Here is a 26,210-nt window from a genome sequence, read left to right as displayed (position 1 = left end):
CACCTCGCTCGCCGTATCGGCACTTAGAATTATGCGGTATTGCCACAAATCAAACAAGATTTGAGAAAATAGAAAAATGCCCGCTGCGCCTTGGTTTTGGAAGGAACGGCCGCGGGCGGCGCAGGCGCTGCGCGGCAGCTGTGCAGGGGACAGCCGGCTGCGACATTATTGAAGAAACAGGAAGATAGTGCAATGAAACAGGAAAACAGGCAACTCATCAACGGCTTGCCGCGCCGCATTTTGTTAATGCTGCTGGACTGCGGGCTGATTGTGTTTTGTTATTATCTGGCAATTCTGCTGCGGTTTGACGGTGAGGATTCCATTGTGCCCGCCGCGGTGCTGCGGGCCGAAGTGATCCGTGCCATGGCTCCCATGCTGCCGTATGTGCTGGTTATTTATATGGTCGTGTTCTGGTTTGGCGGCCTGTATGAGATCATGTGGGAGTATGCCGGCATGCGGGACCTTGCCCGCCTGACCTGTCTATCCGGTCTGGCAACGGGTTTTATCCTGCTGTTTGATCTGATCTTCCGCACCCGCCCCATCAGCGGTACGGTGCTGATTCTGGGCGCAGTGTTCAACACGGCGGCCGTTGCGGGCGTGCGCTTTTTGTGGCGCTTTGTGCGCACCGCCACCCGCCTGCGCAAGGATAACCGCGCCAAACAAAAAAGCAACGCCGCCCCGCGGGATGCAACCCCGCTGCTGATCGTCGGCGCTGGCAACGCCGGTGCCTGGGCGGTCAACCTGTGCAAAAGCAAAAACTCCAGCTTTGGCAACCCGGTCGTGATCGTGGATGACGACCTGACCAAAAAAGGCCTGCGCGTGCAGGGCGTGCCGGTGCGCGGCACCATTTCGGATATCCCGGAATTGGTGCGCAAGTACCATATTGTGGAGATCATCATCGCCATCACCACGCTGAAAGGCGAGCGCCTGAACGAAGTGATCAACTTGTGCAACTCCACCCATTGCCGCGTGCGGATGTTGTCTGACCCGCAGGCGGTGGATGCCAACGGCAAGCCGGTGGTGGCCGGTCTGCGTGAACTGAACACCTCGGACTTTCTTTCCCGCGATGAAGTGCAGCTGAACAGCGCCCAGATCTCGGAATACCTGCACGACAAGGTGGTTCTGGTCACGGGCGGCGGCGGCTCCATCGGCAGTGAGCTGTGCCGCCAGATCATGCGTTACCGCCCGCGCCAGCTGTTGATTTTCGATATTTACGAAAATTGCGCCTACGAGCTGGAAATGGAGCTGCGCAATAAATACGGTGCAGATATCAACGTTGTCACGCTGATCGGCTCCATCCGCGATATCAAGCGTCTGGATGAAGTGTTTGAAACCTATCATCCATCCGTTGTGTTCCATGCAGCTGCCCACAAGCATGTGCCGCTGATGGAAGTAAGCCCGGCGGAAGCCGTTAAAAACAACGTGTTCGGCACTAAAAACCTGCTGACCAGCGCGGCGGAGCATGGGGTGGAGCGCTTTGTGCAGCTTTCGACTGATAAGGCGGTCAATCCTACCAATGTTATGGGCTGCACCAAACGCATCTGCGAAATGCTGATCCAGACCTTTGCTAAGAACACTTCCATGAAGTGCATGGCCGTGCGCTTTGGCAATGTGTTGGGCAGCCATGGCAGCGTGATCCCGCTGTTTGAAGAGCAGATCAAGAACGGCGGCCCCGTTACCATCACCCACCCGGACATCGTGCGCTACTTTATGACGATCCCGGAAGCTGCCCAGCTGGTGCTGCAGGCCGGCGGTCTGGCCCAGAGCGGCAGCATCTATGTGCTGGATATGGGTGAGCCGGTCAAAATCATGGACCTGGCCACCCGGCTGATCCGGTTCTATGGTTATGAGCCGAACGTAAACATGGAAATCAAGGTAACGGGCCTGCGCCCCGGCGAAAAGCTGTACGAGGAGCTGATGCTGGATTCCGAGCAGGACCGCATGACCAAAACCGCCCACGATAAAATCTTTATTGCTCCGCCCATGCAGATTGACCTGGCGGCATTCTATGAGGAGCTGCAGAACCTGCGTCACGATGCGGAGCATAATGACGAGGGCGTGGTGCTCAGCCTGCAGCGCATGGTGGGCACTTATCACCCCAACCGCGTGGTGAACGAGGACCACACCGTAAGTGCCGCCCATGGCAACACTGAAACCATTGATAAGGAAGAGCTGCAAAAGGCGCTGGACGAACAGCATTCCACCCAGCAGAACGCCCAGTGACGGCGGCCTGGCCGGGGCCTGCGGGCGCAAAACCTTCCCCAAGGAGGCTTGACTTATGTATGAATCCTGCATCAAGCGTTTGCTTGACCTGATTTTGTCGCTGGCAGCCTGTGTGGTGCTGGCGATCCCAATGGGAATTATTGCCCTGTGGATCAAAAAAGATTCGCCGGGACCGGTGTTCTTTAAGCAGCGCCGGGTTGGCCGCGGCAAAAAATGCTTTAATATCTTAAAGTTCCGCACCATGCGTGGGGATACCCCCCACGATGTGCCCACCCACCTGCTGAAAAACGCAGACAGCTATATCACCAAAAGTGGGGCGTTCCTGCGCCGCACCAGCCTGGATGAGCTGCCGCAGATCTATAACATTGTGGCAGGGCAGATGTCCATCATCGGCCCGCGCCCGGCGCTGTATAATCAGTATGACCTGATCGCCGCGCGCGATGCCGTGCATGCCAATGACATCCGCCCCGGTCTGACCGGTCTGGCCCAGATCAATGGCCGCGATGAGCTGCCGATTGATGTGAAAGCCCGCTATGACGGTGAGTATGCCGCTGACATCACTTTCCTGAACGATGCAAAAATCTTTTTGCATAGCATTACTTATGTGTTCCAGCGCCGCGGCGTGGTAGAAGGCGGCACCGGCACCATGCAGCAGGCCCAAAACAGCCAAAAAAAGCAGAAATAATCCCCGCTTTGGCAATTTGACCAAATGGAAAACCACTGCAAAACCAACATATTTTGCTAAAAAATCCAAATTAACCAAGAAAATATTGAGTTTTTCGTTGAAATATGTTGCAAAAGTCAACCTGATTGTGTAAAATATACATTGTAGTTAAATCTATTTGTGTCAAAATAACAGCAATGAGCCGATGGGAGCTTCTGTTCGGCCATTGTCAATTTGCATATAAACATGAAGGAGAGGCAGTATTATGGCAAACAGGGTATTCCAGAACGTGGTCTACCAGATGAAGGACGCGATCGACCGCGTGGTAGGCGTGGTGGACGAAACGGGAGCCGTCATCGCCTGCTCCGAGCTGGGGCAGATCGGCGAAATGCGGGAAGGCTTTGCTGTTGCCCGCCTGACGGCCGGGGATGCCTTTGAAAAGGACGGTTATGCCTACCACCAGTTCTCCAACGCAAAACATAACGATTATGCTGTGTTTGTGGAAGGCAACGATCCCACTGCCGCCCAGTTTGCTTCGCTGCTGTCCATCAGCCTGCAGAGCATCAAGCAGTACCACGATGAAAAGTTTGATAAAACCAATTTCATCAAGAATGTGGTGCTGGATAATATCCTGCCCGGTGATATTTACGCCAAAGCGCGGGAGCTGCACTTTGTTTCGGATGTGCAGCGCGTGGTTCTGTTGATCCGCGTTACCTCCGGCAATGATATTTCCGCTTATGATGTGGTCAGCAGCCTGTTCCCGGATAAACAGAAAGACTTCGTGTTCAACATCAGCGAAACAGATACCGTGCTGGTGAAAGAAATCCGCCCTGATAACAATACCCGCGATATGGAAAAGCTGGCAGCTTCCATTGTGGATACCCTGCAGGGCGAACATTATATCAAGGCAGTTGTCGGCATCGGCACCCCCATCAACAACATCAAGGATCTGGCCTCCTCCTTTAAGGAGGCGCAGATCGCCATGGAAGTTGGTAAGGTATTTGATACCGAAAAGCAGGTCATCAGCTATGATCACCTGGGCATTGCCCGCCTGATTTATCAGCTGCCTACCACCCTGTGCGAAGCATTCCTGCGCGAAGTATTCAAGCAGGACAGCATTGATTCGCTGGACTCTGAAACGCTGTTCACCATCCAGCGCTTTTTTGAGAACAACCTGAACGTTTCCGAAACCAGCCGCGGTCTGTTTGTGCACCGCAACACGCTGGTTTACCGCCTGGAAAAGATCAAGAAGCTGACCGGCCTGGATCTGCGCAAGTTTGACGATGCGATTGTGTTCAAGGTAGCCCTGATGGTCAAAAAGTATCTTTCCTCTGACCCTGCCCGTTACTAAAATATCCTATAAGCGCTTTTTCCGCGCCCCCCTACTTGGTGGGCGCGTTTTTTTGTTGCAGGTTTGCTGGAAGAGAAGATGAGCGGATAAGTGGAATGCAGGAAAACAAAACGGATGGATGAAGAAAAATAGGAGAGGGGAGAACGGAAAAAGGGGCGGATGAATAAGGGCAATACCGCATAATTCTAAGTGCCGATACGGTGAGCGAGGTGCGGCAGATGCTAAGCCAAAAGCGCAGATAATACTTTGTGTATTATCGAGCATTTTGGCAACGCAGATGCCGTGCCGCAGCCGCCGGAGCGGTGCTTAAGCCGTCAGGCGGGAATTGTGCGGTATTGCCTAAGCATAAAGGCAAGTCTATAGCCATACACAGCCCACACAGGCCGTAAAATTTACAAAGTTTCCACAAATTGCCCAAAGACACAAAATTGACGAAAATGCGATATATTCCACAAGGCACCCGCTGCACGGAATCTTGACGGGGCGGGCTTCCTATGGTACATTATTAAATGTATCGTTTTGCCCTGGGGTGTAGTGTACCATTTTGCACGCCATGGCCGGGAAGTGCTGTATTGCTTTAGGAGCGCCATTCATGATCGATTTTGAACATGTTACCAAAGTATATGAAACCCAAAATGATGAAAATGTGGCGTTGGAAGATATCAACATCCACATTGATGAAGGGGAATTCGTTTTTATCCTGGGCCATTCCGGCGCGGGCAAATCCACATTCCTCAAACTGATCCAGATGGAAGAAAAGCCCACCGAGGGCAAAATTTATATCAACGATCAGGACCTGACCACCATCAAGCGCCGCAAGGTGCCTTATCTGCGCCGCCAGATGGGCGCGGTGTTCCAGGATTTCCGCCTGATCCCCACCATGACGGTGTACGAGAACGTGGCTTTTGCCATGCGCGTGACCAACATCAATAACAAAACCATCAAGAACCGTGTACCGTTCGCCCTCAGCCTGGTTGGCCTGGAGGATAAGATGGACCGCCTGCCGGATGAGCTTTCCGGCGGCGAGCAGCAGCGCGTTGCCGTGGCCCGCGCCCTGGCCCATGGCCCCAAGCTGATCATTGCGGACGAGCCTACCGGCAACATTGACCCCGAAATGAGCATGGATATCATGCAGCTGTTCGAGGCCATCAATAAAGTGCATATCACCGTTGTGGTTGTTACCCATGAGCATGAGCTGGTGCACAAGCTGGCCGCCAAGTATAACAACCGAATTATCACGCTGGCCAACGGACATGTGGCATCTGATACCGCCCACCCCGAAGTGGCGCAGGAGTACGAAGAATGGCTTGCTGCCCGCCAGAACGATGATGAATACGAGTATGAGGATTAAGGAGGGGTAGACCATGCGTTTTTCCAGTTTTACCTACCTCGTGGGGCAGGGCCTGCATAACCTCAAGGCAAACAAAATGATGACGCTTGCCTCTATGGGCGTGTTGATCGTCTGTATGATTTTGGTTGGCGCAGCATTTTTGTTCGGCGCTAATATTGATTCCATGGTGGCCTATATCGGTGAGCAGAACGAAACGGTTGCGTTCATCAATGATGACGCTGATACCGCCGCCGTGGAGGAAGCCATCCGCAGCATTCCGCATGTGGCCGGGGTGGAGTTCATCTCCAAAGACCAGATGCTGGACAAGTACAGCCAGCGCCTGGAAGGCTACACCAACCTGAAAGAGATGTTCCAGAACGATAACCCGCTGCTGGCCAATTATGTGGTGCGTGCCGATGAACCGGCCAACATCTCCAGCGTGGCCGCAGCATTACAGAATGTGGACGGCGTGCGCGCGGTCAACTCGCCGCAGGCCATGTCAGATTTGTTTGTTTCGCTGCAAAAGGCGGTTACTTATGTCTGCTATGGCCTGGTCATCGTGCTGGCCATCGTCAGCGTGGTGGTCATCAGCAACACCATCAAAATTACCGTGTTCAACCGCCGCAAGGAGATTGGCATTATGAAGCTGGTTGGTGCAACCAACGGCTTTATCCGGTTCCCGTTCTTTGTGGAGGGTGTTACCTCCGGCCTGATCTCCGCGCTGATCGCTTCCGCCATTGTGTGCGGCGGATACTATGCCGTGTATGAATGGTACGGCAAGAACCCCACCAACCTGACGACAATGTTTGGCGGCACACTGCTGCCGCTGCAGGACCTGTGGTATTATGTTGTGCTGGGCTTTATGCTGTTTGGCTTTGTGCTGTGCGGCATTGGCACTGCAACCAGCATCCGCAAACATCTGCAGGTCTGAGCACCCGGCGCTTGCCTTGAGCTTTTTGAACCGCCAAAACCCGTTTTACCCGCATCCCACCAAAGGGGGAAAGTTGAAAATGTCCATTGCCATCCGCCGCAATGTGCGGCGCGCAGGGGCTGCGCTGATGGCTGCCGTGGTTGCCGCGGCGCTGTGCCTGAATGCTGCCATGCCGGCCCATGCCGATGATAAGCAAAAAGAGCTGGAAAACAAAAAGAACGAGCTGCAGTCGGAACTGGACCAGATCCGCCAGCAGCTGAAAGACGTTGCCAGCGATAAAGCCGAAGCCGAGCAGCAAAAACAGCTGCTTGTGCAGGAGAAAAACACCATCAAGGGCCAGATCAATGCGCTGAATGACCAAATTGATGATATCAGCGCACAGATCGTGGAAAAAGAACAGCAGATCACCGATAAGCAGGCTGAAATTGACCAGAAGCAGGCAGAATACGATGACCGCTGGGCAAAATATAAAGAGCAGGTCGTCAGTATGCAGATGCTGGACCAGGGCGGCGGTATTGCGCTGCTTTCCACGGCGGAAAACATTTATCAGCTGCTGACCTTTGACCAGGTGCTGCAGGATATTTCGGATGCCAACACCCAGGCCTGCGAGGATCTGGAACAGCAGGGCATTGAGCTGACCAACGAGCGCACCCAGCTGGAAGAAGCGAAGGCATCGCTGGAAGCGGACGAAGAAGAGCTGCAGAACCAGAAAAGCCAGCTGGACAGCAAAACCCAGGAGCTGGCCAGCAACATTCAGGCCCAGGATGCCAGCATCTCCGCCGCCGCAGCGCAGGAGCAGGCTCTGGAAGAAGCCAAGAGTGATAAACAGGCAGAGTTCGATAAGGCTGCTGATGAATATGACGCTTACCTGAAATCTCTGATTGCCCAGACCCAAAGGAACTACGCCAATGCGCCCATCAGCTGCTCGCTGAACTTTATCTGCCCGCTGCCAAGCTATAAGTATATCTCCTGCCAGTATGGCAGCGGCGGCCACAAGGGCGTTGACTTTGCCGCGCCCGGCGGCACCAACATCCGCGCTGTGGCAAGCGGCGTTGTCACCGTGTCCGGCTGGCACTACAGCTATGGCAACTATGTCATGATTTACCACGGCACCGATGACCAGGGCAACACCTATGCTACCCTGTACGCCCACATGAACAGCACCCCGCCGGTCAGTGTGGGCCAGAACGTTTCGCAGGGGGATGTCATCGGCCATGTTGGCACCACCGGCAACTCCACCGGCAACCACCTGCACCTGGAACTGCGTGTGAACGGTGCGCGCACCAACCCGCTGAACTATGTTCCGCACTAATGTTATGGTGTAGCTGAAAAAGCGCCAGCCGACACTTTATTTTCAGTTATGCCTTAGGCCTGACAGCCTGAAGGAGATCAATTTCGATGAACCAGCAAAAACATAAGCTTGTTGTGCGCATTGTCTGCCTGGTGATCGCCGTCTTGATGGTGGCAAGCCTTGCCGCAACGGCGTTTATGGCACTGCTTTGATCCGGCAGCAACGCACAACTTTTACGCAAGGGAGCACATTTTCGCTATGAGCAAAAAAGTCAGTCTTGGTGTGGCCGCAACCGTCACGCTGATTGCAATGGCCGTGACCTTTTCCATGACCATGACCGTATCCATGAACATGTTCAACAATACGGTTTCCAGTGTTAAAAACAAGGAGCGCATGTATAACAAGCTGTCCGAAGTGGACCGCTATGTGCGCGCCAATGAGTACTTTGATATCAACGATGATACGCTGAACGATACCATTGCATCCGGCTATATGCTGGGCATCAGCGACCAGTACGCCCGCTATTATTCCGCCAAGGCCTACAGTGAAAGAGTCGGTCTTGCCAATGGCCGCCTGATGGGCATTGGCGTTGCCGTTGTCAAGGATCCGTCCTCCGGCTATGCGCGCATCATCCGTGTGTATGATAACACCCCCGCTACCAACGTTGGTCTGGAAGTCGGCGGCTTTATCACCGCTATCGGCGATACCAGCACCCGCAGCATGAGCGATACCGCCGCCATGACCTCCGCCCTGTTGGGGGAGGAAGGCAGCACCGTCAACATCAAATACCTGACCCCCCTGAGGGAAGAGCAGAGCTTTGAAATTATCCACGCCAACTATACCACCCCCAGCATCAGCACGGTGCGCCTGATGGATAACGGCGTTGGCTACCTGCGTATTGATTCCTTTACCTCAGGCACGGCGGTGGAATTCCGCAATGCTGTCAACAGCCTGACCAACCAGGGGGCTACCTCGCTGATTTTTGACCTGCGCGATAACAGCGGCGAAAACCTGAACGCTGCCCTTGTTGCCACAGATTACTGCGTGCCCTCCGGTCTGATTGCCCAGAGCCAGGATAAGGGCGGCAATGTGACAGACCTGCGTATGTCTGACGAAAACGAGATCACCCTGCCCGTGGTCTGCCTGGTCAACGGCAGCACGGCATCCGGTGCGGAGCTGTTTGCCAACGCTCTGCGTAAAATGGCCGGGGCCACCATTGTGGGCAGCACCACGGCGGGCAAAGGTGTTCTGCTCAGCGACCCGCAGAGCCTTTCGGACGGCAGCGCGGTGGTAATCACCGTGGGCATTCTGCTGGATAATGAGGGCAAAAACTGGAACGGCACCGGCCTGACCCCGGATGTGGACGCCAGCTTGACCAACGATGAACAGAGCAGCTATTACGACTTTACTGTCGATAACGACCCCCAGATCGCCAAGGCTATCAATGCCATTTCCGGTGCCAATGGCCAGTAAGCGGGCAGGGGAGACCCAGCCTGAGATATACCCTAAGGCAACACCGCACAATTCCCGCCTTGCGGCTTAAGCACCGCTCCGGCAGATGCCGCACCTCGCTCGCCGTATCGACACTTAGAATTATGCGGTATTGCCCTAAACACAGTATAAGAAGAAACGGAGTGCCAGCCCCATGCCAAACCTGACGGACCTTTCCACCATTCGTGATGTGTGCGCACGGCACGACTTTGCACTTTCCAAGGGGTTCGGCCAAAACTTTATCATCAACCCCGGCATCTGCCCCCGCATTGCGGAAGCCGCCGGCATTGGCCCCGGCTGGGGTGCGCTGGAAGTCGGCCCCGGCATCGGTGTGCTGACAGAGCAGCTGTGCAAACGCGCGGATAAGGTAGTTTCGATCGAAGTGGACAAGCGCCTGCCGCCGATCCTGGCCGAGACAATGGCCGAGTACGAGAACTTTAAGCTGGTGCTGAAAGATGTGCTGAAAGTGGACCTGCGCACCCTACTGGCGGAAGAATTTGGTGATAAGCCCGTTGCCGTCTGCGCCAATCTGCCGTATTACATCACCAGCCCCATTCTGATGCGCTTATTGGAAGAAAAACTGCCCATCCGCAACATTACCGTCATGGTGCAGAAAGAGGCTGCACAGCGCCTGTGTGCCGCCCCTGGCACGCGTGAGGCGGGGGCAATCAGCTATGCGGTGGCTTATTACGCCAAACCCAAGCTGCTGTTTACTGTGCAGCCGGGCAGCTTTTACCCTGCCCCCAAAGTGACCAGCGCGGTCATCCAGCTGGATGTCCACACCACACCGCCTGTTACCCCGCCCAACGGGGACGAAGCCGGGCTGTTCCGCCTGATCCGGGCAGCATTTTCTCAGCGGCGTAAGACCGCGGCTAATGCCGTGGCGAACGGCCTGGGCATCTCCAAAGCTAAAGTGAACGCTGCATTGCAGGCCGCCGGGTTGGATATCCGCCTGCGCCCGGAGCAGCTGACGCTGGAAGATTACTGCGCGCTGCAGGCCGCCCTGGCCACGGCAGAATAAGCGCCGTTCGGAGCGCTACTGCCCCATAATTCGGCATTGACAAGGTGCCGCAACATGTGCTAGAATACTTAGGTATTCCCAAGGTATATCTGAAAACAAAGAAAATGACGAATATTTCGCAAACACAAGCAGGATTTAAGGCTCTTTCACGCAAAATCCGGCTACGTTTGTAGAAATAGACGATATTTTCGACTTTTCAGATGCAACCTAAGGATTTCTTAGCCGTGCTGGCGTAGCTCAATTGGCAGAGCAGCTGATTTGTAATCAGCAGGTTGCAGGTTCGATTCCTGTCGCCAGCTCCAAAATATCCCGGCAGTTTTATAACTGCCGGGATATTTTTGTATCAATCCTATATTTTGTAGCACAAAAAGGTAAAAAGTACCCCCGGCACAGGGTCAGCCCTGAGCCGGGGGCGGTATATTCAGGAAAATGAGATGGACTGAATGGCAAATACGGGAAGCAGATCTTAGCCCATATTGAGCAAGTTGCTCTTCATAGTTTTCAGCTCTTTTTCCAACTGGTCTTTTTCTTTGGTGTATGCCTGGTAGTCCTGCATCTGCTCCATCACGGCGGGGTCGCTGGCAGTCAGGTAGCCGCTGGTCATGGAGGTGGTGGTGCTGAACTTTTTCTGCTGGCCGTTAAAGTCGATCACCAGGAACTGATCCGTAGAGGGCAGTACCTTGCCCACGCCGAACATCTTGTGGGTTACTTCGCAGCCGGTCAGGTCGGGCAGGGCAGTGGGGCTTGCCAGCAGCTCCTGCAATTTCTGCTCCTTTTCGGCGATCTGCATGCACAGGTCGGCGCGCTCGGCTTTCTGTTTCACGGCCTTGGTGCGTTCCTTGGCGGTTGCCGTGCGGGAAAAGCCCTTGGGGTAATAGCCGTTTACATAGGCGCTGTGCATGATATCATACACCAGCAGATGCAGCTGGTCATTGATGCCGTGCATGGTGTTTTTCAGCCGCTCGGTGTGCAGGCGGGTCAGCTCATCGTATTTGGGCAGCTCGTTCAGCAGGTCATCGCACATGGCGTAATATTGGGTCAGGCTAAAGGCCGCGCCGGTGCCAAAGTCTTCGTCATAGCCGAAATAGGCGGCCCAGGCTTTGGCTTCGGCGGGAACAAAGAAGTAGTTATCCTCCGGCTCCAGCAGGCTCAGGTACAGCGCGGCGCTGCCGGCTGTCTGAGTGAACTTGGCCATGCGCGGCAGGCAACGGCGGAAACGGCCGTTGACCTGGTCGGCAAACATTTCCACGCGGCCCTGGCGTTTTTTCAGGTCACCGTCATCATCATTGAAAAGCCAGCGAAAACACTCGCGCACAAGCTCAACTTCCGTGGGGCGCATCATCAGGGCCTGCATGCCGCCAATGGGCTGCAGGGCGGGCGTGTCCATCACGGCACGGGCCTGCTGTGTGGCCTGGGCAAACATGGCGGGAAAATCCACCGCGTCGATATCCCAGTTTGTACCAAAGCAGTTGATGGCTTCCCAAACGCCATTTTCTGCGGTTTCGCCATCGGTCAGGCTGCGGATATACGGGGCAAGGATCGTGTTCAAAGTTTCAGTGTTCAAGCTCAAAACGTGATACCCTCCAATGAATTACAATGAATTGCCGCCGCCCGCCGCAAAGGTTTTTATTGGGCGACAACCTTTTTATTATACGAAAAAATCAGGGCTTTCGTCAAGGCATTGCGGAGCAAAAAGGATGAAAAAAGGCACCGGCGGTGAAAGCAGGTACACCGCCGGTACCGAAAAATAAAACAGGGATAAGTGAGATATAGACAGGGAAGAACGCCGCCTTGCAAAAGGCAGGCCGCCGAATGGCTCAGGTATGGAAAACGCCAATGGTGGGGTTGATAAAATCAACGATGAGCAAAAACGAGATGACAGCCAGCATGCCGATCAGGCAGAAAAACATGCGGCGCAGCCAGCGGTTTTTATCGGTAAGGATATCCCGGTACTGCTTGTCTTTGTTCTCAAGCTCCCGCATGTACTGCTGACGGGCGGCGTCCAGGGTTTTGGCATAATAGTTCTGCATGGAAAGCAGCAGCTGCATCACGTTGGAATCCAGCAACTGGCCGTTTTCGCTCTCCAACTTTTGTAGGCCGGTGATCGCATCCAGCGAGCCATCCATGGCGGCAACGATCGCGGCGACATCACGGAAGCTGGGATTCTCGGTCTGGCCGCTCAAAATGCGGTTTACGGTGCTGAGGGGCACCCCGCTTGCACTGGAGATTTGCTGCAGGGTCAGGTTTTGTTCGGATTTCATATTTTTCAACGTTTCCACAATAGATTCTTGCATAAACCTCCTCCATTTCCCAAATCTGGGAAAGCCTAAAAGGGCGTTTCTCAGATTTGATGGTTTACAATTCCGGCAGCCTCTGCTACAATTCACATAATGTTTCCATAAGGCGATGGGGAAACAGGAAAGACCCCACCGCTGCCAAGGGCAACGTGATCCCCCGGCAGGAAGCATCCCGAAATGTGCCGCAAAACATGCCACTATTTTAATATGACTTTTATAATTTGTCAAGAATTGTAAGAACTGTTAAAAAATGGATGTCTGCGGTATGGTGGGGAAACTGTTTGGGCTGTGGAAGGGGGCCGAGAACGATTTACCAGTATCTTGCGGTGGAACAAACCCTGTTCAGCTGTGAACTTGGCCGCTATACTGCTTTTGGAATTGCGGCCCAAAAGCGGGCACCGGATGGCTGGCGGCAGATTGCATTTGTCCCAGATATTTGCACCAATACCCAACAGGCACAGCGCCTGGCGCAGCTGTGCACACAGGGGCAGCTGGAACCCATCCATTTGATGGATGTAATTGAAGATTTTGTGGCAGACCCTTGTTCCTGGCCATAGAGGGCCTGGCTTGCCGCAGAAATGTTAAAATCCCCCGGATCGTATAGAATCCGAGGGATTACGTTTTTATTTTGGGCGACTGATTCGTTTGGAGAAGGGGGATGCCTTTGAGGCAAAACGGACCGCAGGGACAGCTCTCAGGCGGAGATGGCCGACCTGCAAAGCACTTTGGGCAGGTCACTTATATATTCTCCCAAAGCCGTAACAGCTTGTCCGGGGCATCAAGAAGGTCGCCCACTGCAAATATTACAGCAGCTGCACACCAGCGCGCTCGCACACGGCTTTGGTCTCAGCATCCCACAGGCTGACCTGCACTTCGCCGATGTGGGCCTTGCCCAGCAGCAACATGCACAGGCGGCTCTGGCCAATGCCGCCGCCCATCGTCAGGGGCAGCTTGCCTTCCAGCAGCATTTTGTGGAACGGCAGTTCCGCACGCTCCGGGCAGCCTGCGGCTTCCAGCTGGCGGGTCATGGCGGCCGGGTCCACACGGATGCCCATGCTGGAAAGCTCCAGTGCACAGCCCAGCGCTTTGTGCCAGAACAGAATATCGCAGTTCAGCGTCCAGTCATCATAGTCAGGGGCACGGCCATCGTGGCGGATGCCGCTTTTCAGCTGGCCGCCGATCTGCATGATGCAGACGGTGCCATGGGCGCGGGTAAAGGCGTTTTCGCGCTCTTTGGGGGTCAGGTCGGGGTACAGGTCTTCCAGCTCCTGGGTGGTGATAAAGGTCGGCTCACGGGTCAGGCGGATGGCTTTCAGCTCCGGGAACTTCCAGCGCAGCTCGTCCGCAGTGGAGCAAACGGCATCCACAATATCGCGCACGGTTTCCTGCAAAAAGGGCAAGGTGCGGTCCTTCGCGGTGATGACCTTCTCCCAGTCCCACTGGTCTACATAAATGCTGTGCAGGTTGTCAAGCTCTTCGTCGCGGCGGATGGCGTTCATGTCGGTCACAAGGCCCTGGCCGGGGCGGAACCCATACTCAGCAAGGGCATAGCGCTTCCATTTGGCCAGGCTGTGCACAACCTCAGCGCGCTCATCCAGGCAGGGTACATCAAAGCTGACGGGGCGCTCCACGCCGTTCAGATCATCGTTCAGGCCGCTGCCGTTCAAAACAAACAGCGGGGCGGTAACGCGCTTCAGGTGCAGGGCGGCACACAGCTTTTCCTGAAAGATGGTTTTGATGATGCCGATGGCCCGCTGGGTATCGTACAGGCCCAAAAGATCATGATAGTTTTTGGGAATGGACGTTTTGGACATAAATATTCCTCTTTTCCTCTCTACTTGCAGGGCAGCGTATGACTGCACCTTGAGCCGGAACGCCAGGCTGTGACAAATTCCGGCAAATTACACCGCATTTATTATAATCCCTGCGTCCGTCTGCGTCAAACAAAATTCGCCGATGACGTACAGGATATACAGCAAAACTAAAAATAACGGCCCGCACTGCATTTGCAGCCGGGCCATTTGATATTTAGGGTAATACCGCATAATTCTAAGTGCCGATACGGCGAGCGAGGTGCGGTAGCTGCTAGGCCAAAAGCGCAGATAATACTTTGTGTATTATCGAGTATTTTGGCAACGCAGATGCCGTGCCGCAGCTGCCGGAGCGGTGCTTAAGCCGTAAGGCGGGAATTGTGCGGTGTTGCCTTAGTTGGGGTTATGCAGCGGGGCAGGCGTTACGCCTTGGCAAACTGGCTTGCATACAGGTTGGCGTAAAAGCCGCCCCTAGCCAGCAGCTCCTCGTGGGTGCCGCGCTCAATAATGTTGCCGGCTTTCATCACAAGGATCTGATCGGCGTTTTTGATGGTGGAAAGGCGGTGCGCCACAATAAAGCTGGTGCGGCCTTTCATCAGTTCCTCAAAGGCATCCTGAACCAGCACTTCGGTACGGGTATCAATGCTGGAGGTTGCTTCGTCCAGAATCAGGATGGGCGGCTTGCGCAGCATAACACGGGCAATGCAAAGCAGCTGCTTCTGGCCCTGGCTGATGTTGCCGCCGTCCTCGGCAATTACGGTATCATAGCCCTGGGGCAGGCGGCAGATAAAGCTGTGGGCGCGGGCACGCTTGGCGGCGTCGATGATCTCCTCGCGGGTGGCGTCCGGCTTGCCGTAAGCAATGTTATCTGCCACAGTACCGGCTTTCAGCCAGGTTTCCTGCAAGACCATACCCAGGTTGCCGCGCAGCGAATCCCGCGTTACGGTGCCAATGGGGTGGCCGTCCACCTTCAGGGTGCCGCCGTTGATCTCGTAAAAGCGCATCAGCAGGTTGACCAGGGTGGTTTTGCCGCAGCCGGTGGGGCCGACCAGGGCAATGCGCTGGCCGGGCTGAACGCGCAGGTTCATGTCTTCAATCAAGGGCACATCCGGCACATAGCGGAACTTGACATGCTCAAACTCCACACTGCCTGCACCGTGGGGCAGGGTAACGGCATCGGGGGCATCGGGCAGGATGGGGTCTTCGTCAATAAAGTCGAACACACGCTGCGCACAGGCCAGGGCGTTCTGCAGCTCGGTCATAACGCCGGAAATATCATTGAACGGCTTGGTGTATTGGTTGGCATAGTTCAGCAGAACCGAAAGCTCGCCGACCGTAATGCCGCCGCCAATGGCAACCAGCGCGCCCACCACGCCGACCGCCGCATACACCAGCGCGTTGACAAAGCGGGTGGCAGGGTTGGTGATGGAGGAAAAGAAGGTGGCCTTTACGCCGCAGATCTGCAGATCGGCGTTGATCTTGTCAAAGCGCTCCTCGGCGCGGCTTTCGTAACCGAAGGCGCGGACAAGATGCTCGTTGCCGATCAGCTCATCCACCAGACCGGTCAGCTCGGCGCGGGTCTCGCTCTGTACGCGGAACATATCATAGGTATGCTCTGCAATGAACTTTGCCACAAAGATGGAAAGCGGGGTGAGAACCACAACGATCAGGGTAATGCGCCAGTCAATGGAAAGCATAAAGCCCAAAGTGCCCACAATGGTCAGAATGCCGGTGAACAGCTGGGTAAAGCCCATCAACAGGCCGTCACTGAACTGCTCCACATCGGTGTTAATGCGGCTGATGGTGTCGCCGGGCTTGTGGGCATCCATATAGCTCAGGGGTAAAATCTCCATGTGCTGGAACGCCTGCACGCGGATGTCGCGCACCACCTGGAAGGTGATGCGGTTGTTCACCATGTTCATCAGCCACTGGCAGATGGAGGTGATACACACGGTAACGCCAAACTGGATGGCAATCTTGCCCAGGGCAGGAAAGTTGACATTGCCCTGGCCCACAATCAGGTCCACGCCGCGGCCCGAAAGAATGGGGGCGTACAGCGTGGTAAGAACGGTAACGGCGGCAAGCAGCAGGGTGAACAGCACCAAACCGCGGTACGGCTGGATCAGCTTTAACACGCGCTGAATGGTGCCTTTACTGCCCCGCAGGGAAACACGCTTTTTCTTTGCATTGCTCATAAGGTCTTTTCCACCTCCTCGCGGCTCAGCTGGCTCAGGCAGATCTCGCGGTAAACATCGCAGGTTTTCAGCAGGTTGGCATGGGTGCCGCTGCCAACCAGATTGCCGTCATCCAGCACCAGAATGCGGTCCGCACGCTGCACAGCGGAAGCACGCTGGGAAACAATAAATACCGTCATGCCATGGGTCTGCTCTTTCAGCGCTTTGCGCAAAGCAGCGTCCGTGGCAAAGTCAAGTGCGGAGGAACTGTCGTCCAAAATCAGTACCTGGGGGTGAGGCACCAGCGCGCGGGCAATGGTCAGGCGCTGGCGCTGGCCGCCGCTGAAATTGCGCCCGGCGGTCTCCACCGGTTCATCCAGCCCTTTGGGCTTGCCGCGCACAAAGTCCGCCGCCTGGGCAATCTCCAGGGCCTGCCAGATCTGCTCATCGGTGGCATCGGGGCAGGCCCATTGCATGTTGTCCCGGATGGTGCCGGTAAACAGCACGGCGCGCTGCGGCACAATGCCGATCATCTGGCGCAGTTGGGCAAAACCGTACTGCTGCACGGCATGGCCAAACAGTTCAACGCTGCCGCTGGTGCAGTCATAAAAACGGGGAATCAGGTTGATCAGGGTGGATTTGCCGCTGCCCGTGCCGCCGATCACGCCGATGGTCTGGCCGTTCTGGGCGGCAAAGCTGATGTCCGTCAGGCTGGGGGCACCGGCACCGTGGTAGGTAAAGCCCACATGGTCAAATGCAACGGCCGGGGCGCCCACTGCCGGGGCAAGGGCGGCCGCGGCGGGGTCGGTCATCGTGGATTTGGTGTTCAGAATCTCCGAAACACGGATGCCGCTGGCCAGTGCGCGGGTGACAGAAACCACCAGATCGGCAATGCGCAGCAGGTTGATAAGGATCTGGTTCATATAGTTGATTAGGGCAATGATCTCGCCCTGGGTCAGCGCGCCGCTGTTTACCTGCAGCCCGCCGCGCATCAGGATGGCGATCACGCCCAGGTTGACGATGAGATAGGTCAGCGGGGTCATCAAAGCGGAAATGCGCCCGGCGGTCAGCTGGAAAGTTTTCAGTTTGTCGTTCACGGCGGTAAAATCCGCAATTTCGTCATCTTGCCGTGCAAAGGCGCGCACCACGCGGGCACCCACATAATTTTCGCGGGTCAGCAGGGTCACTTTGTCCAGCGTATTCTGGGCGGCGCGGTACTGGGGCACCGTCACCCGCATGATCAGCCAGACCACCAGCGAGATGGCCAGCGTGACCAGCACGAACCAGAACCCCATGGTGGGGCTGATGACAAACGCCAGAATCAGCGCGCCGATGACAATAAACGGGCAGCGCAGCAAAAGGCGCAGCGTCATGTTTACGCCGTTTTGCAGCTGGTTCACATCGCTGGTGATGCGGGTGACCAGCGTGGGCGTGCCGATGCCGTCCAGCTCCGTGTAAGAGAGGGTATCAATGTGGCGGAACAGCGCCCCGCGCAGCGCCGTGCCATAGCCCAGCGCGGCCTTGGCGGCAAAATACTGCGCCGTCAGGCTGGATGCCATACCCACAACCGCAAGCAGCACCATCAAGCCGCACTGCTTGCCAATATAAGCCAAATCCCCGTTTTTGATGCCCACATCAATGATGTTGGCCACCACAAGGGGAACCAACAGCTCAAAGCAGGCTTCCAGCATTTTGAACAGCGGGGCAAGGATGGATTCTTTCTCGTATCCTTTCAAAAACCGCAGCATGTTCCGCATGAACGCACCAACCTTTTTGTAATATCAAATTATATGCCTAAGGCAACACCGCACAATTCCCGCCTTACGGCTTAAGCACCGCTCCGGCGGCTGCGGCACGGCATCTGCGTTGCCAAAATACTCGATAATACACAAAGTATTATCTGCGCTTTTGGCTTGGCATCTGCCGCACCTCGCTCGCCGTATCGGCACTTAGAATTATGCGGTATTGCCCTAAAACAGAGCATACTCTTTAATCATACAACAGATGCGTCTAAATGCCAAGTTGAAAAACGCAATAAAACCAATGAAACCAATATTTTTTGCGGCCAGCCACAAAAACAGGCCGGATGGCAGCGCCTTGCCCGGTTTCGATGATTATTTGCACCCTGCCCGCCTATACTTGCAGTGGGGTAACCCGCAACGCTGCAACATGTAGGAGGGCAGAGGTCACTATGTTTTATTATCATAAAGGTTTAACCCGCGCCGCACGGCGCACCGTCGCCACCGCGATCACCATCGCAGGCCGGCAGGGGTGTACGGCGGTGGATACCGGGCACCTGCTGCTTGCCATGCTGCAAACCGGGCGGGGCACTGCGGTGGAGTTTCTGCGCCGCAAACAGATCACGGTAACGGCACTTTCGGCCTGTGCCTCCCAGCGGGCCTGCACGGGCCGCCCGCTGCACCTGCGCGGCCGGGACCTTGCGCCCGAAAGCCGCAAGGCGCTGGAATTCGCTGTTCTGGGGGCCCATGCCGCCCGCGTGAACAAAGCGGAGAACGAACACCTGCTCTGTGCCATGCTGGAAGATACCGCCTGCACGGCCAGCGTGTGGCTGGCGGGCCTTGGGCTGGAAGTTCCACGCGCCGCGCGGGAATGCCGCCAGCTTTCCGGCCAGCTGGTTTTGCCCAGCAGCCCCCGCATGAGCAGTACCCGCGGCAGCCGCCCCAGTGAGAAATATGGCCGTGACCTGACCCGCCTTGCGCAGGAAGGCCAGCTGGATCCCGTACTTTGCCGGGATGATGAGCTGGAACGCATGATCGAAATTTTGTGCCGCCGCCAAAAGAATAACCCATGCCTTTTGGGGGAGCCGGGCGTGGGAAAAAGCGCCCTGGCCGAAGCCCTGGCCCAGCGCATTGCCGCCGGGCAGGTAACGCCCAGCTTAAAGGGCAAGCGGGTGCTGGCGCTGGATATGGCGTCCATGGTGGCGGGCACCAAGTACCGCGGCGATTTTGAGGAGCGGTTCAAAAACCTGCTGGAAGAGCTTTACCGCGACCGTTCCACCATTCTGTTTATTGACGAGATCCATGTGATCGCCGGGGCCGGTGCGGCGGAAGGCGCGATCGATGCGGCCAGTATCTTAAAGCCGATGCTGGCCCGCGGGGAAATCCAGCTCATCGGTGCGACCACACCGGAGGAATACCGCAAGACCATCCAGAAGGACTCCGCCCTTGACCGCCGCTTTGGCATGGTGAATATTGAGGAACCGGCCCCACAGCAGGCGGAAAAAATTTTAACCGGCCTGATGCCCCGGTATGAGCGCTACCACGGGGTGCGCATCCCGCAGGAGGCGATCCGCGCCGCGGTGGAGCTGAGCGTGCGCTACCTGCCGGGGCGCTACCTGCCGGACAAGGCCATTGACCTGTTGGACGAAGCCGCCGCGGCGCTGCGGATTTCAGGCGGGGAGCAATCCATGCTGCCAGGCAGCAAAATGCCGGTGCTGACCTCGGCGGAAATTGCCAAGGTGGTGGGCAAGGCCAGCGGCGTGCCCGCCGAGCGGGTAGGGGAGGCGGAGCGTGTGCGCCTGGACCAGCTGGAAGCCCGCCTTGCCGCGCAGGTGATTGGTCAGCCGCGCGCGGTGCATGCCGTGGCGGCGGCTATCCGGCGCAGCCGCACCGGCCTGCGGGAAGCTGGCCGCCCCATTGGCGCAATGCTGTTTTTAGGTCCCACCGGCGTAGGCAAAACCCAACTGGCCCGTACCCTGGCCCAAAGCTGGTTTGGCAGCGAAAAAGCCCTGCTGCGGTTTGATATGAGCGAATATATGGAGCAGCACACGGTGGCACGGCTGATCGGCGCACCGCCGGGCTATGTGGGGCACGATGAGGGCGGCCAGCTGACCGAAGCCGTGCGCCGCCGCCCCTACAGCGTGGTGCTGTTTGATGAAATTGAAAAGGCCCACAGCGATATCCAGAATATTCTGCTGCAGATTTTGGAAGATGGCACCCTGACCGATGCCCAGGGGCGCAAGGCGGATTTTTCCAACACGATCATTCTGCTCACCTCCAACCTGGGGGCGCGCTGCCTGGCGGGGCAGGCCAGCCCGCTGGGCTTCGGCGCTGCCGCCGAAGAAACCGCCCGCCGCGGCAAAAAGGCATTACAGGAAGCCAAAGATTATTTCCGCCCGGAGCTGATGGGCCGCCTGGACGATGTGGTGCTGTTCGACCCGCTTGGCCCCGCCCAGCTGGCCGCGATCGCGGATCGCCTGCTCTGCGAGCTGGAAGAACGCGCCGCCCGCCAGGGCTACACCCTGCGCCATACCCCGGCGGCTGCCGCGGCGCTGGCAGGTGATACCGTACCCGCCTATGGTGCGCGGGAGCTGCGCCGCAAGGTGAGCCGCGCCGTGGAGCAGGCCCTGGCCGACCGCATTGCCGCCGGTACCGCCCGCCCCGGCGTGTTGTTTGTGGCGGATGCCGCTCCGGACGGACACATTACCCTGACAATGGGGGATGTGGCGGCGTGCGCATCGTGAGAGAGTGGATAGTGGGTAGTGGTCAGTGGACAGGGAGCAGTGCAATCAGCCCGGCGGGCCGATAGCGAGCATCGGCCCCTACAAATGGGGTTTAGAGGTGTTGCAAAATATAATGTGCAGTCGGCAAGGTTTCTCCGCGGCGGGATGAGGGCATCCATCTCCGGCCTAAGAGCCGCCTGGCGGCGGTTGCAGGATTGCGAGCCAGAAGGTCGCATTTAAGTTTACGAAAATGTGATGGTGAGCAATGCAAAACCCAGTGGGTTTTGCAACTGCACGAGCGGGTTTGCTTTGCAAACTGACGGGCATTGCCCGTCAAGCGGGCCTCCGAAACGCGCCTGCGGGCGCAGCGCCCTACGGATATTTTGCAAGTTAGCAATGCGCTCCAAAACATTCTGTAGGGAACGGTCTTGACCGTTCCGGAACGCTGCAAATATTGGAAACCAAAACACGAAGAAAAACGCCTTAAGGCAATACCGCATAATTCTAAGTGCCGATACGGCGAGCGAGGTGCAGCAGCTGCTAAGCCAAAAGCGCAGATAATACTTTGTGTATTATCGAGCATTTTGGCAACGCAGATGCCGTGCCGCAGCTGCCGGAGCGGTGCTTAAGCCGCAAGGCGGGAATTGTGCGGTGTTGCCTTAAATGCAATCCAAAAATAAAAACGGAATACACCAACAAAAAATCTGCCCGCTTCCCCGCATCATACCGGGAAAACAGGCAGATATTATTATTTTATGGGATACTAGCGTCTATATAGCGATAACGGCATGGTGGCGCAGCATAAATTTTACGCCTTGCCCACCATCATATCACAGGCTTTGTACAGATCGCCGCAGCTCATGCAAACCACAAGGTCGCCTTCGCGGGCGTTCTGCTTGACCCAGTTGGCAGCGCTTTCCAGCCCGTCAACCACAATGCTGCCGGGAATCTTGGCAGCCAGGTCCTCGCTCTTCACACTGCCGTCGTCAACCTCGCGGCTGCCCATGATCGGCAGCAGCACGCACTGGTCGGCCTGGCGCAGCACAGCAGCAAAGTCATCCATCAGGGCCTTGGTGCGGCTGTAGGTGAACGGCTGGTGCACAGCGATAATGCGCTTGTAGCCCATCTTTTTGGCGGTTGCCATGGTGGCGGCAAGCTCGGTGGGGTGGTGGGCATAATCATCTACCACGGGGGCACCGTTGCATTCGCCCTTAATCTCAAACCGGCGGCCGGTGCCGTGAAACTCTGCCGCGGCGCGCTCGGCATCGGCGGGCTGCAGGCCCAGCGGGCGCACGCAGCAGCACATGGCCAGCGCATTGTAAATGTTGTGGTAGCCCGGAACACCCAGCTTGATGTGGGCAAACTGCTCGCCCAGCTCCAGAACGTCAAATTCATAGAAACCGGGGCGGTATTCCTGAATGTTCACTGCGCGGAAGCGGGCTTCCTCATTGATGCCGAAAGAGAACACCGGGCGGTCAATGGAGTTGACCACATCCACCGTGTTGCGGTCGTCCATGTTGAACACGACCGTGCGGGAAAGCAGGGCAAACTTCTGGAACGCCATCTTCAGGCGGCCCATCGTGCCGTAATACTCCAGGTGATCGTTATCAATGTTCAAAATAACGCCCATAAACGGGGTCAGATGCAGGAAGGTCTCACTGTATTCGCAGGCTTCGATCACAACGTCATCGCCGTGGCCAGCTTTGCCGTAACCGCCGATCAGTGGCAGCTTGCCGCCGATTACGGCGGCGGGGTCTTTGCCGGCCAGTTCCAGCATGGTCGTGATCATGCCGGTGGTGGTGGTTTTGCCGTGGGTGCCGGAAACGCAGACGCTGTGGGAATACATGCGGCTGACATAACCCAGCATCACGCTGCGCTCCACGGCGGGAATGCCGCGGGCGCGGGCAGCTTTCAGCTCAGGGTTTTCATCATGGATGGCGGCGCTGTAAACCACCAGCTGGGCATCGCCCAAATGGGCGGCGTCATGCTCCAGATATACTGTCACGCCCATGGCGCGCTCGGCCTTGGTGATCTTGGTTTCTTCCACATCGCTGCCGGAAATGGTCAGCCCGCGGCTGTGCAGGATCTGGATCAGGGGATAGGTTCCGGAACCGCCGCAGCCGATAAAATGCACATGCTGCACACCATCAAGCAAATGGGGATTATAGCTGTCGATAAAAGACATAAGTTTCACCTCAAAAAATCAGGCGCAGCCGCAGCTGCCAGCCTGGCAATCAGTTCGTTTGGCGCATGGCGCTATGATTTTTATATTATAAAGGTTTTTCGCTGCAAAATAAACACTTTTTTGAAAATTTCTGCTATAATAACCAAAAATGTCAGCCCAAAGGCATCCAGGAGGTACCCAATGAAACATCACCTTTTTGTTTGGGGCACTAACCCGCAGCCGTTCCGCGGCAAGGCGGACAGCAGCATCGTGCTGCCCATCAGTGTGGAAGAAATGGCCCGCATTGGCATTCCAGCGCGCAAAATCCCCCGCGTGCGGGAAGAATTGCAGCGCCTGATTGCAGCGGACCCCGCGCTGCGGGACCGCAAAATGGTGCTGCAGCTGGCCAGGCAGATTGCGGCTGAAATTTTGTGACGTGCAGAGAGCATTGATATTAGGCAACACCGCACAATTCCCGCCTTGCGGCTTAAGCACCGCTTCGGCAGCTGCGGCACGGCATCTGCGTTGCCAAAATGCTCGATAATACACAAAGTATTATCTGTGCTTTTGGCTTAGCATCTGCCGCACCTCGCTCGCCGTATCGGCACTTAGAATTATGCGGTATTGCCATAATTCAGCAGTTGTGCCAAATTTGTTCCGGCTTTTTTGGCGGCAGTGTTGCCACTGCCCGCGGCCCGTGCTATAATAAAGGCCTGACGGCGCACCGTGCGCCGGTTAAATCGCTTTGTGTGGCAGCCAGCCATGCGGAAGGAGTTAGAAAATGAAGAACAGCGAAAAGACCCTGGACATGATCGTCAACCTGTGCAAAAACCGTGGTTTCATCTACCCTGGCAGCGAAATTTACGGCGGCCTTGCCAACAGCTGGGACTATGGCCCCCTGGGCGTTGAGTTCAAAAACAACGTCAAAAAAGCATGGATGAAAAAGTTTGTGCAGGAAAGCCCCTACAACGTCGGCCTGGATGCCGCTATCCTGATGAACCCGCAGACCTGGGTCACCACCGGCCATGTGGGCAACTTCAGCGACCCGCTGGTGGACTGCCGCGCCTGCAAGAGCCGCAACCGTGCGGACAAGCTGATTGCCGACTGCGAGCAGGGCCAGAACGTGGATGTGGACGGCATGACCTTTGACCAGATGGATGAATTTATTGCCACCCATCCTGAAGTTGTCTGCCCTGTGTGCGGCAAGCATGACTTTACCCCCATCCGCAAGTTTAACCTGATGTTCAAAACGGCCATCGGCGTAACCGAGGATTCTTCCTCTACCTGCTATCTGCGCCCCGAAACCGCACAGGGCATTTTCGTCAACTTTGCCAACATCCAGCGTACCACCCGCCGCAAGCTGCCGTTTGGCGTCTGCCAGGTGGGCAAGGCGTTCCGCAATGAGATCACGCCGGGCAACTTCACTTTCCGTACCCGCGAGTTCGAACAGATGGAATGCGAGTTCTTCTGCAAGCCGGGCACCGACCTGGATTGGTTCGCCTACTGGAAAGATTACTGCGAAAAGTGGCTGCTGTCCTTGGGCATCAACAAGGAAAACCTGCGCCTGCGCGACCATGAGCCTGCCGAGCTGGCTTTCTACAGCCGCGCAACCACCGATATCGAGTACGCTTTCCCGTTCACCGACTGGGGCGAGCTGTGGGGCATTGCAGACCGTACCAATTACGATCTGGGCCGCCATCAGGAAGCATCCGGCAAGAGCCTGGAATATTTTGACCCCGAAACCAACGAGCATTACATTCCTTATGTCATTGAGCCTTCCCTGGGCTGTGACCGTGTGGCACTGGCTTTCCTGTGCGAAGCTTATGATGAAGAGCATCTGACCGACTCCAAGGGCAAGGAGGATGTGCGCACCGTGCTGCACCTGCATCCGTTCCTGGCACCGTTCAAGTGCGCTGTGCTGCCTCTGTCCAAAAAGCTGGGCGATAAGGCCATGGAGATCCGCAATGAGCTGGCCAAGGACTTTATGGTGGATTACGACGATGCCGGTTCCATCGGTAAGCGTTACCGCCGCCAGGATGAGATCGGCACCCCGCTGTGCATCACCGTGGACTTCCAGACTGTCGGCGATGACAAGGTGGAAGCCGATAACTGCGTGACCGTGCGTGACCGCGACACCATGGAGCAGATCCGTATGCCCATCAGCGAGCTGAAAGAATACATTGCCAAGAAGGTCGCTTTCTAAGCGATTTAGGGCAATTTGAAAACTTAGCACTGCTGAATTTAACACTGCTGAATCACCAATAAAATGCAAATACCCGTACAGCCTGAAAGCTGTACGGGTATTTTTGGTATTAAGGCAACACCGCACAATTCCCGCCTTACGGCTTAAGCACCGCTCCGGCAGCTGCGGCACGGCATCTGCGTTGCCAAAATGCTCGATAATGTCGGGTTGCGGTACCCGCATCGTGCTTCGGGGGCAAAAGCCCCTCGCACTCTGCGACCGCTGCCCCTGCTTCGGTTCGCTGCATCCGCCACTGGCGGCGCTCACCTTTGCAGCATCCAGTATTATCTGCGCTTTTGGCTTAGCAGCTGCCGCACCTCGCTCGCCGTATCGGCACTTAGAATTATGCGGTATTGCCTTAAAAATCTGCATTTTGCCCGGCAGAAATAATGGGGTTACTTACCTTACAGGGAAAGCACCGGGCATAAAATTTATTTGTAGGGGCCGATGCTCGTCATCGGCCTGCATGGCGGGCAGAAAGTGGCATTTTACCCTGAAATATTGTAAACGGTCGCGGGCGCACAATGCGCGCCTCTATGGTGTGAAATGACAAAAATAACTGCGAACGACACCTGTTAATTTTGATGCAGACGGCAGCGGGAGAACAGGGGATAATACCGGACGGACAGGGAAAAAACGGTGGAGCAAGACAGAAAACAAGCTGACTTTTTGTCATTCCCATGTAAAAAACCGGAAAAATGTGAAATAATTGTTGACAGCCCCCCAAAACAATGTATAATGAAGCTTGTGTGTTGCAT

Annotated in this window: 19 protein-coding genes and 1 tRNA gene; 14 read left to right on the top strand and 6 right to left on the bottom strand. The window is 56.1% G+C overall.

The window, feature by feature from the left end:
• Positions 1–192 precede the first annotated feature (192 nt).
• The 9 genes from PG062_RS01430 (at position 193) to PG062_RS01390 (ending at position 10,604) form a co-directional block, all read left to right on the top strand.
• Positions 193–2,223, top strand: coding sequence for a polysaccharide biosynthesis protein (locus PG062_RS01430; RefSeq protein WP_270750742.1), 2,031 nt, complete (start codon positions 193–195; stop codon positions 2,221–2,223).
• Positions 2,224–2,278: 55 nt separating this feature from the next.
• The gene (locus tag PG062_RS01425) at positions 2,279–2,908 is read left to right on the top strand and encodes a sugar transferase (RefSeq protein ID WP_270750740.1); all 630 of its coding nucleotides are present in this window, start codon (positions 2,279–2,281) and stop codon (positions 2,906–2,908) included.
• 244 nt (positions 2,909–3,152) lie between these two features.
• Positions 3,153–4,238: a PucR family transcriptional regulator gene (locus tag PG062_RS01420; protein ID WP_270750739.1), complete on the top strand. Its 1,086-nt coding sequence runs from the start codon at positions 3,153–3,155 to the stop codon at positions 4,236–4,238.
• A 592-nt stretch (positions 4,239–4,830) separates the two neighbouring features.
• The gene (gene ftsE / locus PG062_RS01415; RefSeq protein ID WP_114001187.1) at positions 4,831–5,589 is read left to right on the top strand and encodes a cell division ATP-binding protein FtsE; all 759 of its coding nucleotides are present in this window, start codon (positions 4,831–4,833) and stop codon (positions 5,587–5,589) included.
• A gap of 13 nt (positions 5,590–5,602) precedes the next feature.
• Positions 5,603–6,499 (top strand): permease-like cell division protein FtsX, encoded by an 897-nt coding sequence (gene ftsX / locus PG062_RS01410; protein ID WP_270750736.1) that lies wholly within the window; start codon positions 5,603–5,605, stop codon positions 6,497–6,499.
• Positions 6,500–6,578: 79 nt separating this feature from the next.
• Positions 6,579–7,811 (top strand): murein hydrolase activator EnvC family protein, encoded by a 1,233-nt coding sequence (locus PG062_RS01405; protein WP_270750734.1) that lies wholly within the window; start codon positions 6,579–6,581, stop codon positions 7,809–7,811.
• A 237-nt stretch (positions 7,812–8,048) separates the two neighbouring features.
• Positions 8,049–9,263 (top strand): S41 family peptidase, encoded by a 1,215-nt coding sequence (locus tag PG062_RS01400; RefSeq protein WP_270750732.1) that lies wholly within the window; start codon positions 8,049–8,051, stop codon positions 9,261–9,263.
• 172 nt (positions 9,264–9,435) lie between these two features.
• On the top strand, positions 9,436–10,302 hold the full coding sequence (gene rsmA / locus PG062_RS01395; RefSeq protein WP_270750731.1) for a 16S rRNA (adenine(1518)-N(6)/adenine(1519)-N(6))-dimethyltransferase RsmA: 867 nt from the start codon (positions 9,436–9,438) through the stop codon (positions 10,300–10,302).
• 226 nt (positions 10,303–10,528) lie between these two features.
• Positions 10,529–10,604: transfer RNA gene (locus PG062_RS01390), tRNA-Thr, on the top strand.
• Positions 10,605–10,768: 164 nt separating this feature from the next.
• Here the strand turns inward: PG062_RS01390 and PG062_RS01385 are convergent.
• Complete coding sequence (locus PG062_RS01385; protein WP_270750730.1) at positions 10,769–11,872, bottom strand: hypothetical protein; 1,104 nt, start codon at positions 11,870–11,872, stop codon at positions 10,769–10,771.
• 16 nt (positions 11,873–11,888) lie between these two features.
• On the opposite strand from PG062_RS01385, the gene PG062_RS01380 reads away from it, so the two are divergent.
• Entirely contained in the window at positions 11,889–12,053 is a 165-nt protein-coding gene (locus tag PG062_RS01380) for a hypothetical protein (RefSeq protein ID WP_270750729.1), read from the top strand.
• A 66-nt stretch (positions 12,054–12,119) separates the two neighbouring features.
• On the opposite strand, the gene PG062_RS01375 is transcribed toward PG062_RS01380, so the two are convergent.
• On the bottom strand, positions 12,120–12,596 hold the full coding sequence (locus PG062_RS01375; RefSeq protein ID WP_114000570.1) for a helix-turn-helix domain-containing protein: 477 nt from the start codon (positions 12,594–12,596) through the stop codon (positions 12,120–12,122).
• Positions 12,597–12,853: 257 nt separating this feature from the next.
• Between PG062_RS01375 and PG062_RS01370 the strand changes: the two genes are divergently transcribed.
• The gene (locus tag PG062_RS01370; protein ID WP_270750728.1) at positions 12,854–13,156 is read left to right on the top strand and encodes a DUF6514 family protein; all 303 of its coding nucleotides are present in this window, start codon (positions 12,854–12,856) and stop codon (positions 13,154–13,156) included.
• 246 nt (positions 13,157–13,402) lie between these two features.
• Here the strand turns inward: PG062_RS01370 and asnA are convergent, their stop codons facing one another.
• From asnA to PG062_RS01355, 3 genes are all read right to left on the bottom strand, one after another.
• Positions 13,403–14,413, bottom strand: coding sequence for an aspartate--ammonia ligase (gene asnA, locus PG062_RS01365; RefSeq protein ID WP_114000572.1), 1,011 nt, complete (start codon positions 14,411–14,413; stop codon positions 13,403–13,405).
• A 419-nt stretch (positions 14,414–14,832) separates the two neighbouring features.
• Complete coding sequence (locus PG062_RS01360; protein WP_270750726.1) at positions 14,833–16,605, bottom strand: ABC transporter ATP-binding protein; 1,773 nt, start codon at positions 16,603–16,605, stop codon at positions 14,833–14,835.
• Positions 16,602–18,341 carry an ABC transporter ATP-binding protein gene (locus PG062_RS01355; RefSeq protein WP_270750724.1) on the bottom strand — a complete coding sequence of 580 codons (1,740 nt, stop codon included), beginning with the start codon at positions 18,339–18,341 and terminating at the stop codon, positions 16,602–16,604. The genes PG062_RS01360 and PG062_RS01355 overlap by 4 nt, the downstream gene beginning before the upstream one ends.
• Before the next feature lie 434 nt (positions 18,342–18,775).
• Between PG062_RS01355 and PG062_RS01350 the strand changes: the two genes are divergently transcribed.
• Positions 18,776–21,067, top strand: a complete 2,292-nt coding sequence (locus PG062_RS01350; protein WP_114000575.1) for an ATP-dependent Clp protease ATP-binding subunit — start codon at positions 18,776–18,778, stop codon at positions 21,065–21,067.
• A 787-nt stretch (positions 21,068–21,854) separates the two neighbouring features.
• Here the strand turns inward: PG062_RS01350 and murC are convergent.
• On the bottom strand, positions 21,855–23,231 hold the full coding sequence (murC, locus tag PG062_RS01345; RefSeq protein ID WP_270750723.1) for a UDP-N-acetylmuramate--L-alanine ligase: 1,377 nt from the start codon (positions 23,229–23,231) through the stop codon (positions 21,855–21,857).
• Between the two features lie 180 nt (positions 23,232–23,411).
• On the opposite strand from murC, the gene PG062_RS01340 reads away from it, so the two are divergent.
• On the top strand, positions 23,412–23,645 hold the full coding sequence (locus PG062_RS01340) for a hypothetical protein (RefSeq protein ID WP_114000577.1): 234 nt from the start codon (positions 23,412–23,414) through the stop codon (positions 23,643–23,645).
• Between the two features lie 346 nt (positions 23,646–23,991).
• Positions 23,992–25,413, top strand: a complete 1,422-nt coding sequence (locus PG062_RS01335) for a glycine--tRNA ligase (protein ID WP_114000578.1) — start codon at positions 23,992–23,994, stop codon at positions 25,411–25,413.
• Positions 25,414–26,210: the final 797 nt, after the last annotated feature.

Origin of the sequence: Gemmiger qucibialis (assembly GCF_027689445.1) — a bacterium.
Classification (GTDB): Bacteria; Bacillota; Clostridia; order Oscillospirales; family Ruminococcaceae; genus Gemmiger; species Gemmiger qucibialis.
This window is presented reverse-complemented; position numbering and strand designations above follow the sequence as displayed.

Excerpts from the sequence above, each read along its gene's own strand:
- PG062_RS01430 (WP_270750742.1), top strand. The coding sequence starts at position 193 with ATGAAACAGGAAAACAGGCAACTCATCAACGGCTTGCCGCGCCGCATT.
- PG062_RS01425 (WP_270750740.1), top strand. The coding sequence starts at position 2,279 with ATGTATGAATCCTGCATCAAGCGTTTGCTTGACCTGATTTTGTCGCTG.
- PG062_RS01420 (WP_270750739.1), top strand. The coding sequence starts at position 3,153 with ATGGCAAACAGGGTATTCCAGAACGTGGTCTACCAGATGAAGGACGCG.
- ftsE (WP_114001187.1), top strand. The coding sequence starts at position 4,831 with ATGATCGATTTTGAACATGTTACCAAAGTATATGAAACCCAAAATGAT.
- ftsX (WP_270750736.1), top strand. The coding sequence starts at position 5,603 with ATGCGTTTTTCCAGTTTTACCTACCTCGTGGGGCAGGGCCTGCATAAC.
- PG062_RS01405 (WP_270750734.1), top strand. The coding sequence starts at position 6,579 with ATGTCCATTGCCATCCGCCGCAATGTGCGGCGCGCAGGGGCTGCGCTG.
- PG062_RS01400 (WP_270750732.1), top strand. The coding sequence starts at position 8,049 with ATGAGCAAAAAAGTCAGTCTTGGTGTGGCCGCAACCGTCACGCTGATT.
- rsmA (WP_270750731.1), top strand. The coding sequence starts at position 9,436 with ATGCCAAACCTGACGGACCTTTCCACCATTCGTGATGTGTGCGCACGG.
- PG062_RS01380 (WP_270750729.1), top strand. The coding sequence starts at position 11,889 with ATGAATTACAATGAATTGCCGCCGCCCGCCGCAAAGGTTTTTATTGGG.
- PG062_RS01375 (WP_114000570.1), bottom strand. The coding sequence starts at position 12,596 with ATGCAAGAATCTATTGTGGAAACGTTGAAAAATATGAAATCCGAACAA.
- PG062_RS01370 (WP_270750728.1), top strand. The coding sequence starts at position 12,854 with ATGTCTGCGGTATGGTGGGGAAACTGTTTGGGCTGTGGAAGGGGGCCG.
- asnA (WP_114000572.1), bottom strand. The coding sequence starts at position 14,413 with ATGTCCAAAACGTCCATTCCCAAAAACTATCATGATCTTTTGGGCCTG.
- PG062_RS01360 (WP_270750726.1), bottom strand. The coding sequence starts at position 16,605 with ATGAGCAATGCAAAGAAAAAGCGTGTTTCCCTGCGGGGCAGTAAAGGC.
- PG062_RS01355 (WP_270750724.1), bottom strand. The coding sequence starts at position 18,341 with ATGCGGAACATGCTGCGGTTTTTGAAAGGATACGAGAAAGAATCCATC.
- PG062_RS01350 (WP_114000575.1), top strand. The coding sequence starts at position 18,776 with ATGTTTTATTATCATAAAGGTTTAACCCGCGCCGCACGGCGCACCGTC.
- murC (WP_270750723.1), bottom strand. The coding sequence starts at position 23,231 with ATGTCTTTTATCGACAGCTATAATCCCCATTTGCTTGATGGTGTGCAG.
- PG062_RS01340 (WP_114000577.1), top strand. The coding sequence starts at position 23,412 with ATGAAACATCACCTTTTTGTTTGGGGCACTAACCCGCAGCCGTTCCGC.
- PG062_RS01335 (WP_114000578.1), top strand. The coding sequence starts at position 23,992 with ATGAAGAACAGCGAAAAGACCCTGGACATGATCGTCAACCTGTGCAAA.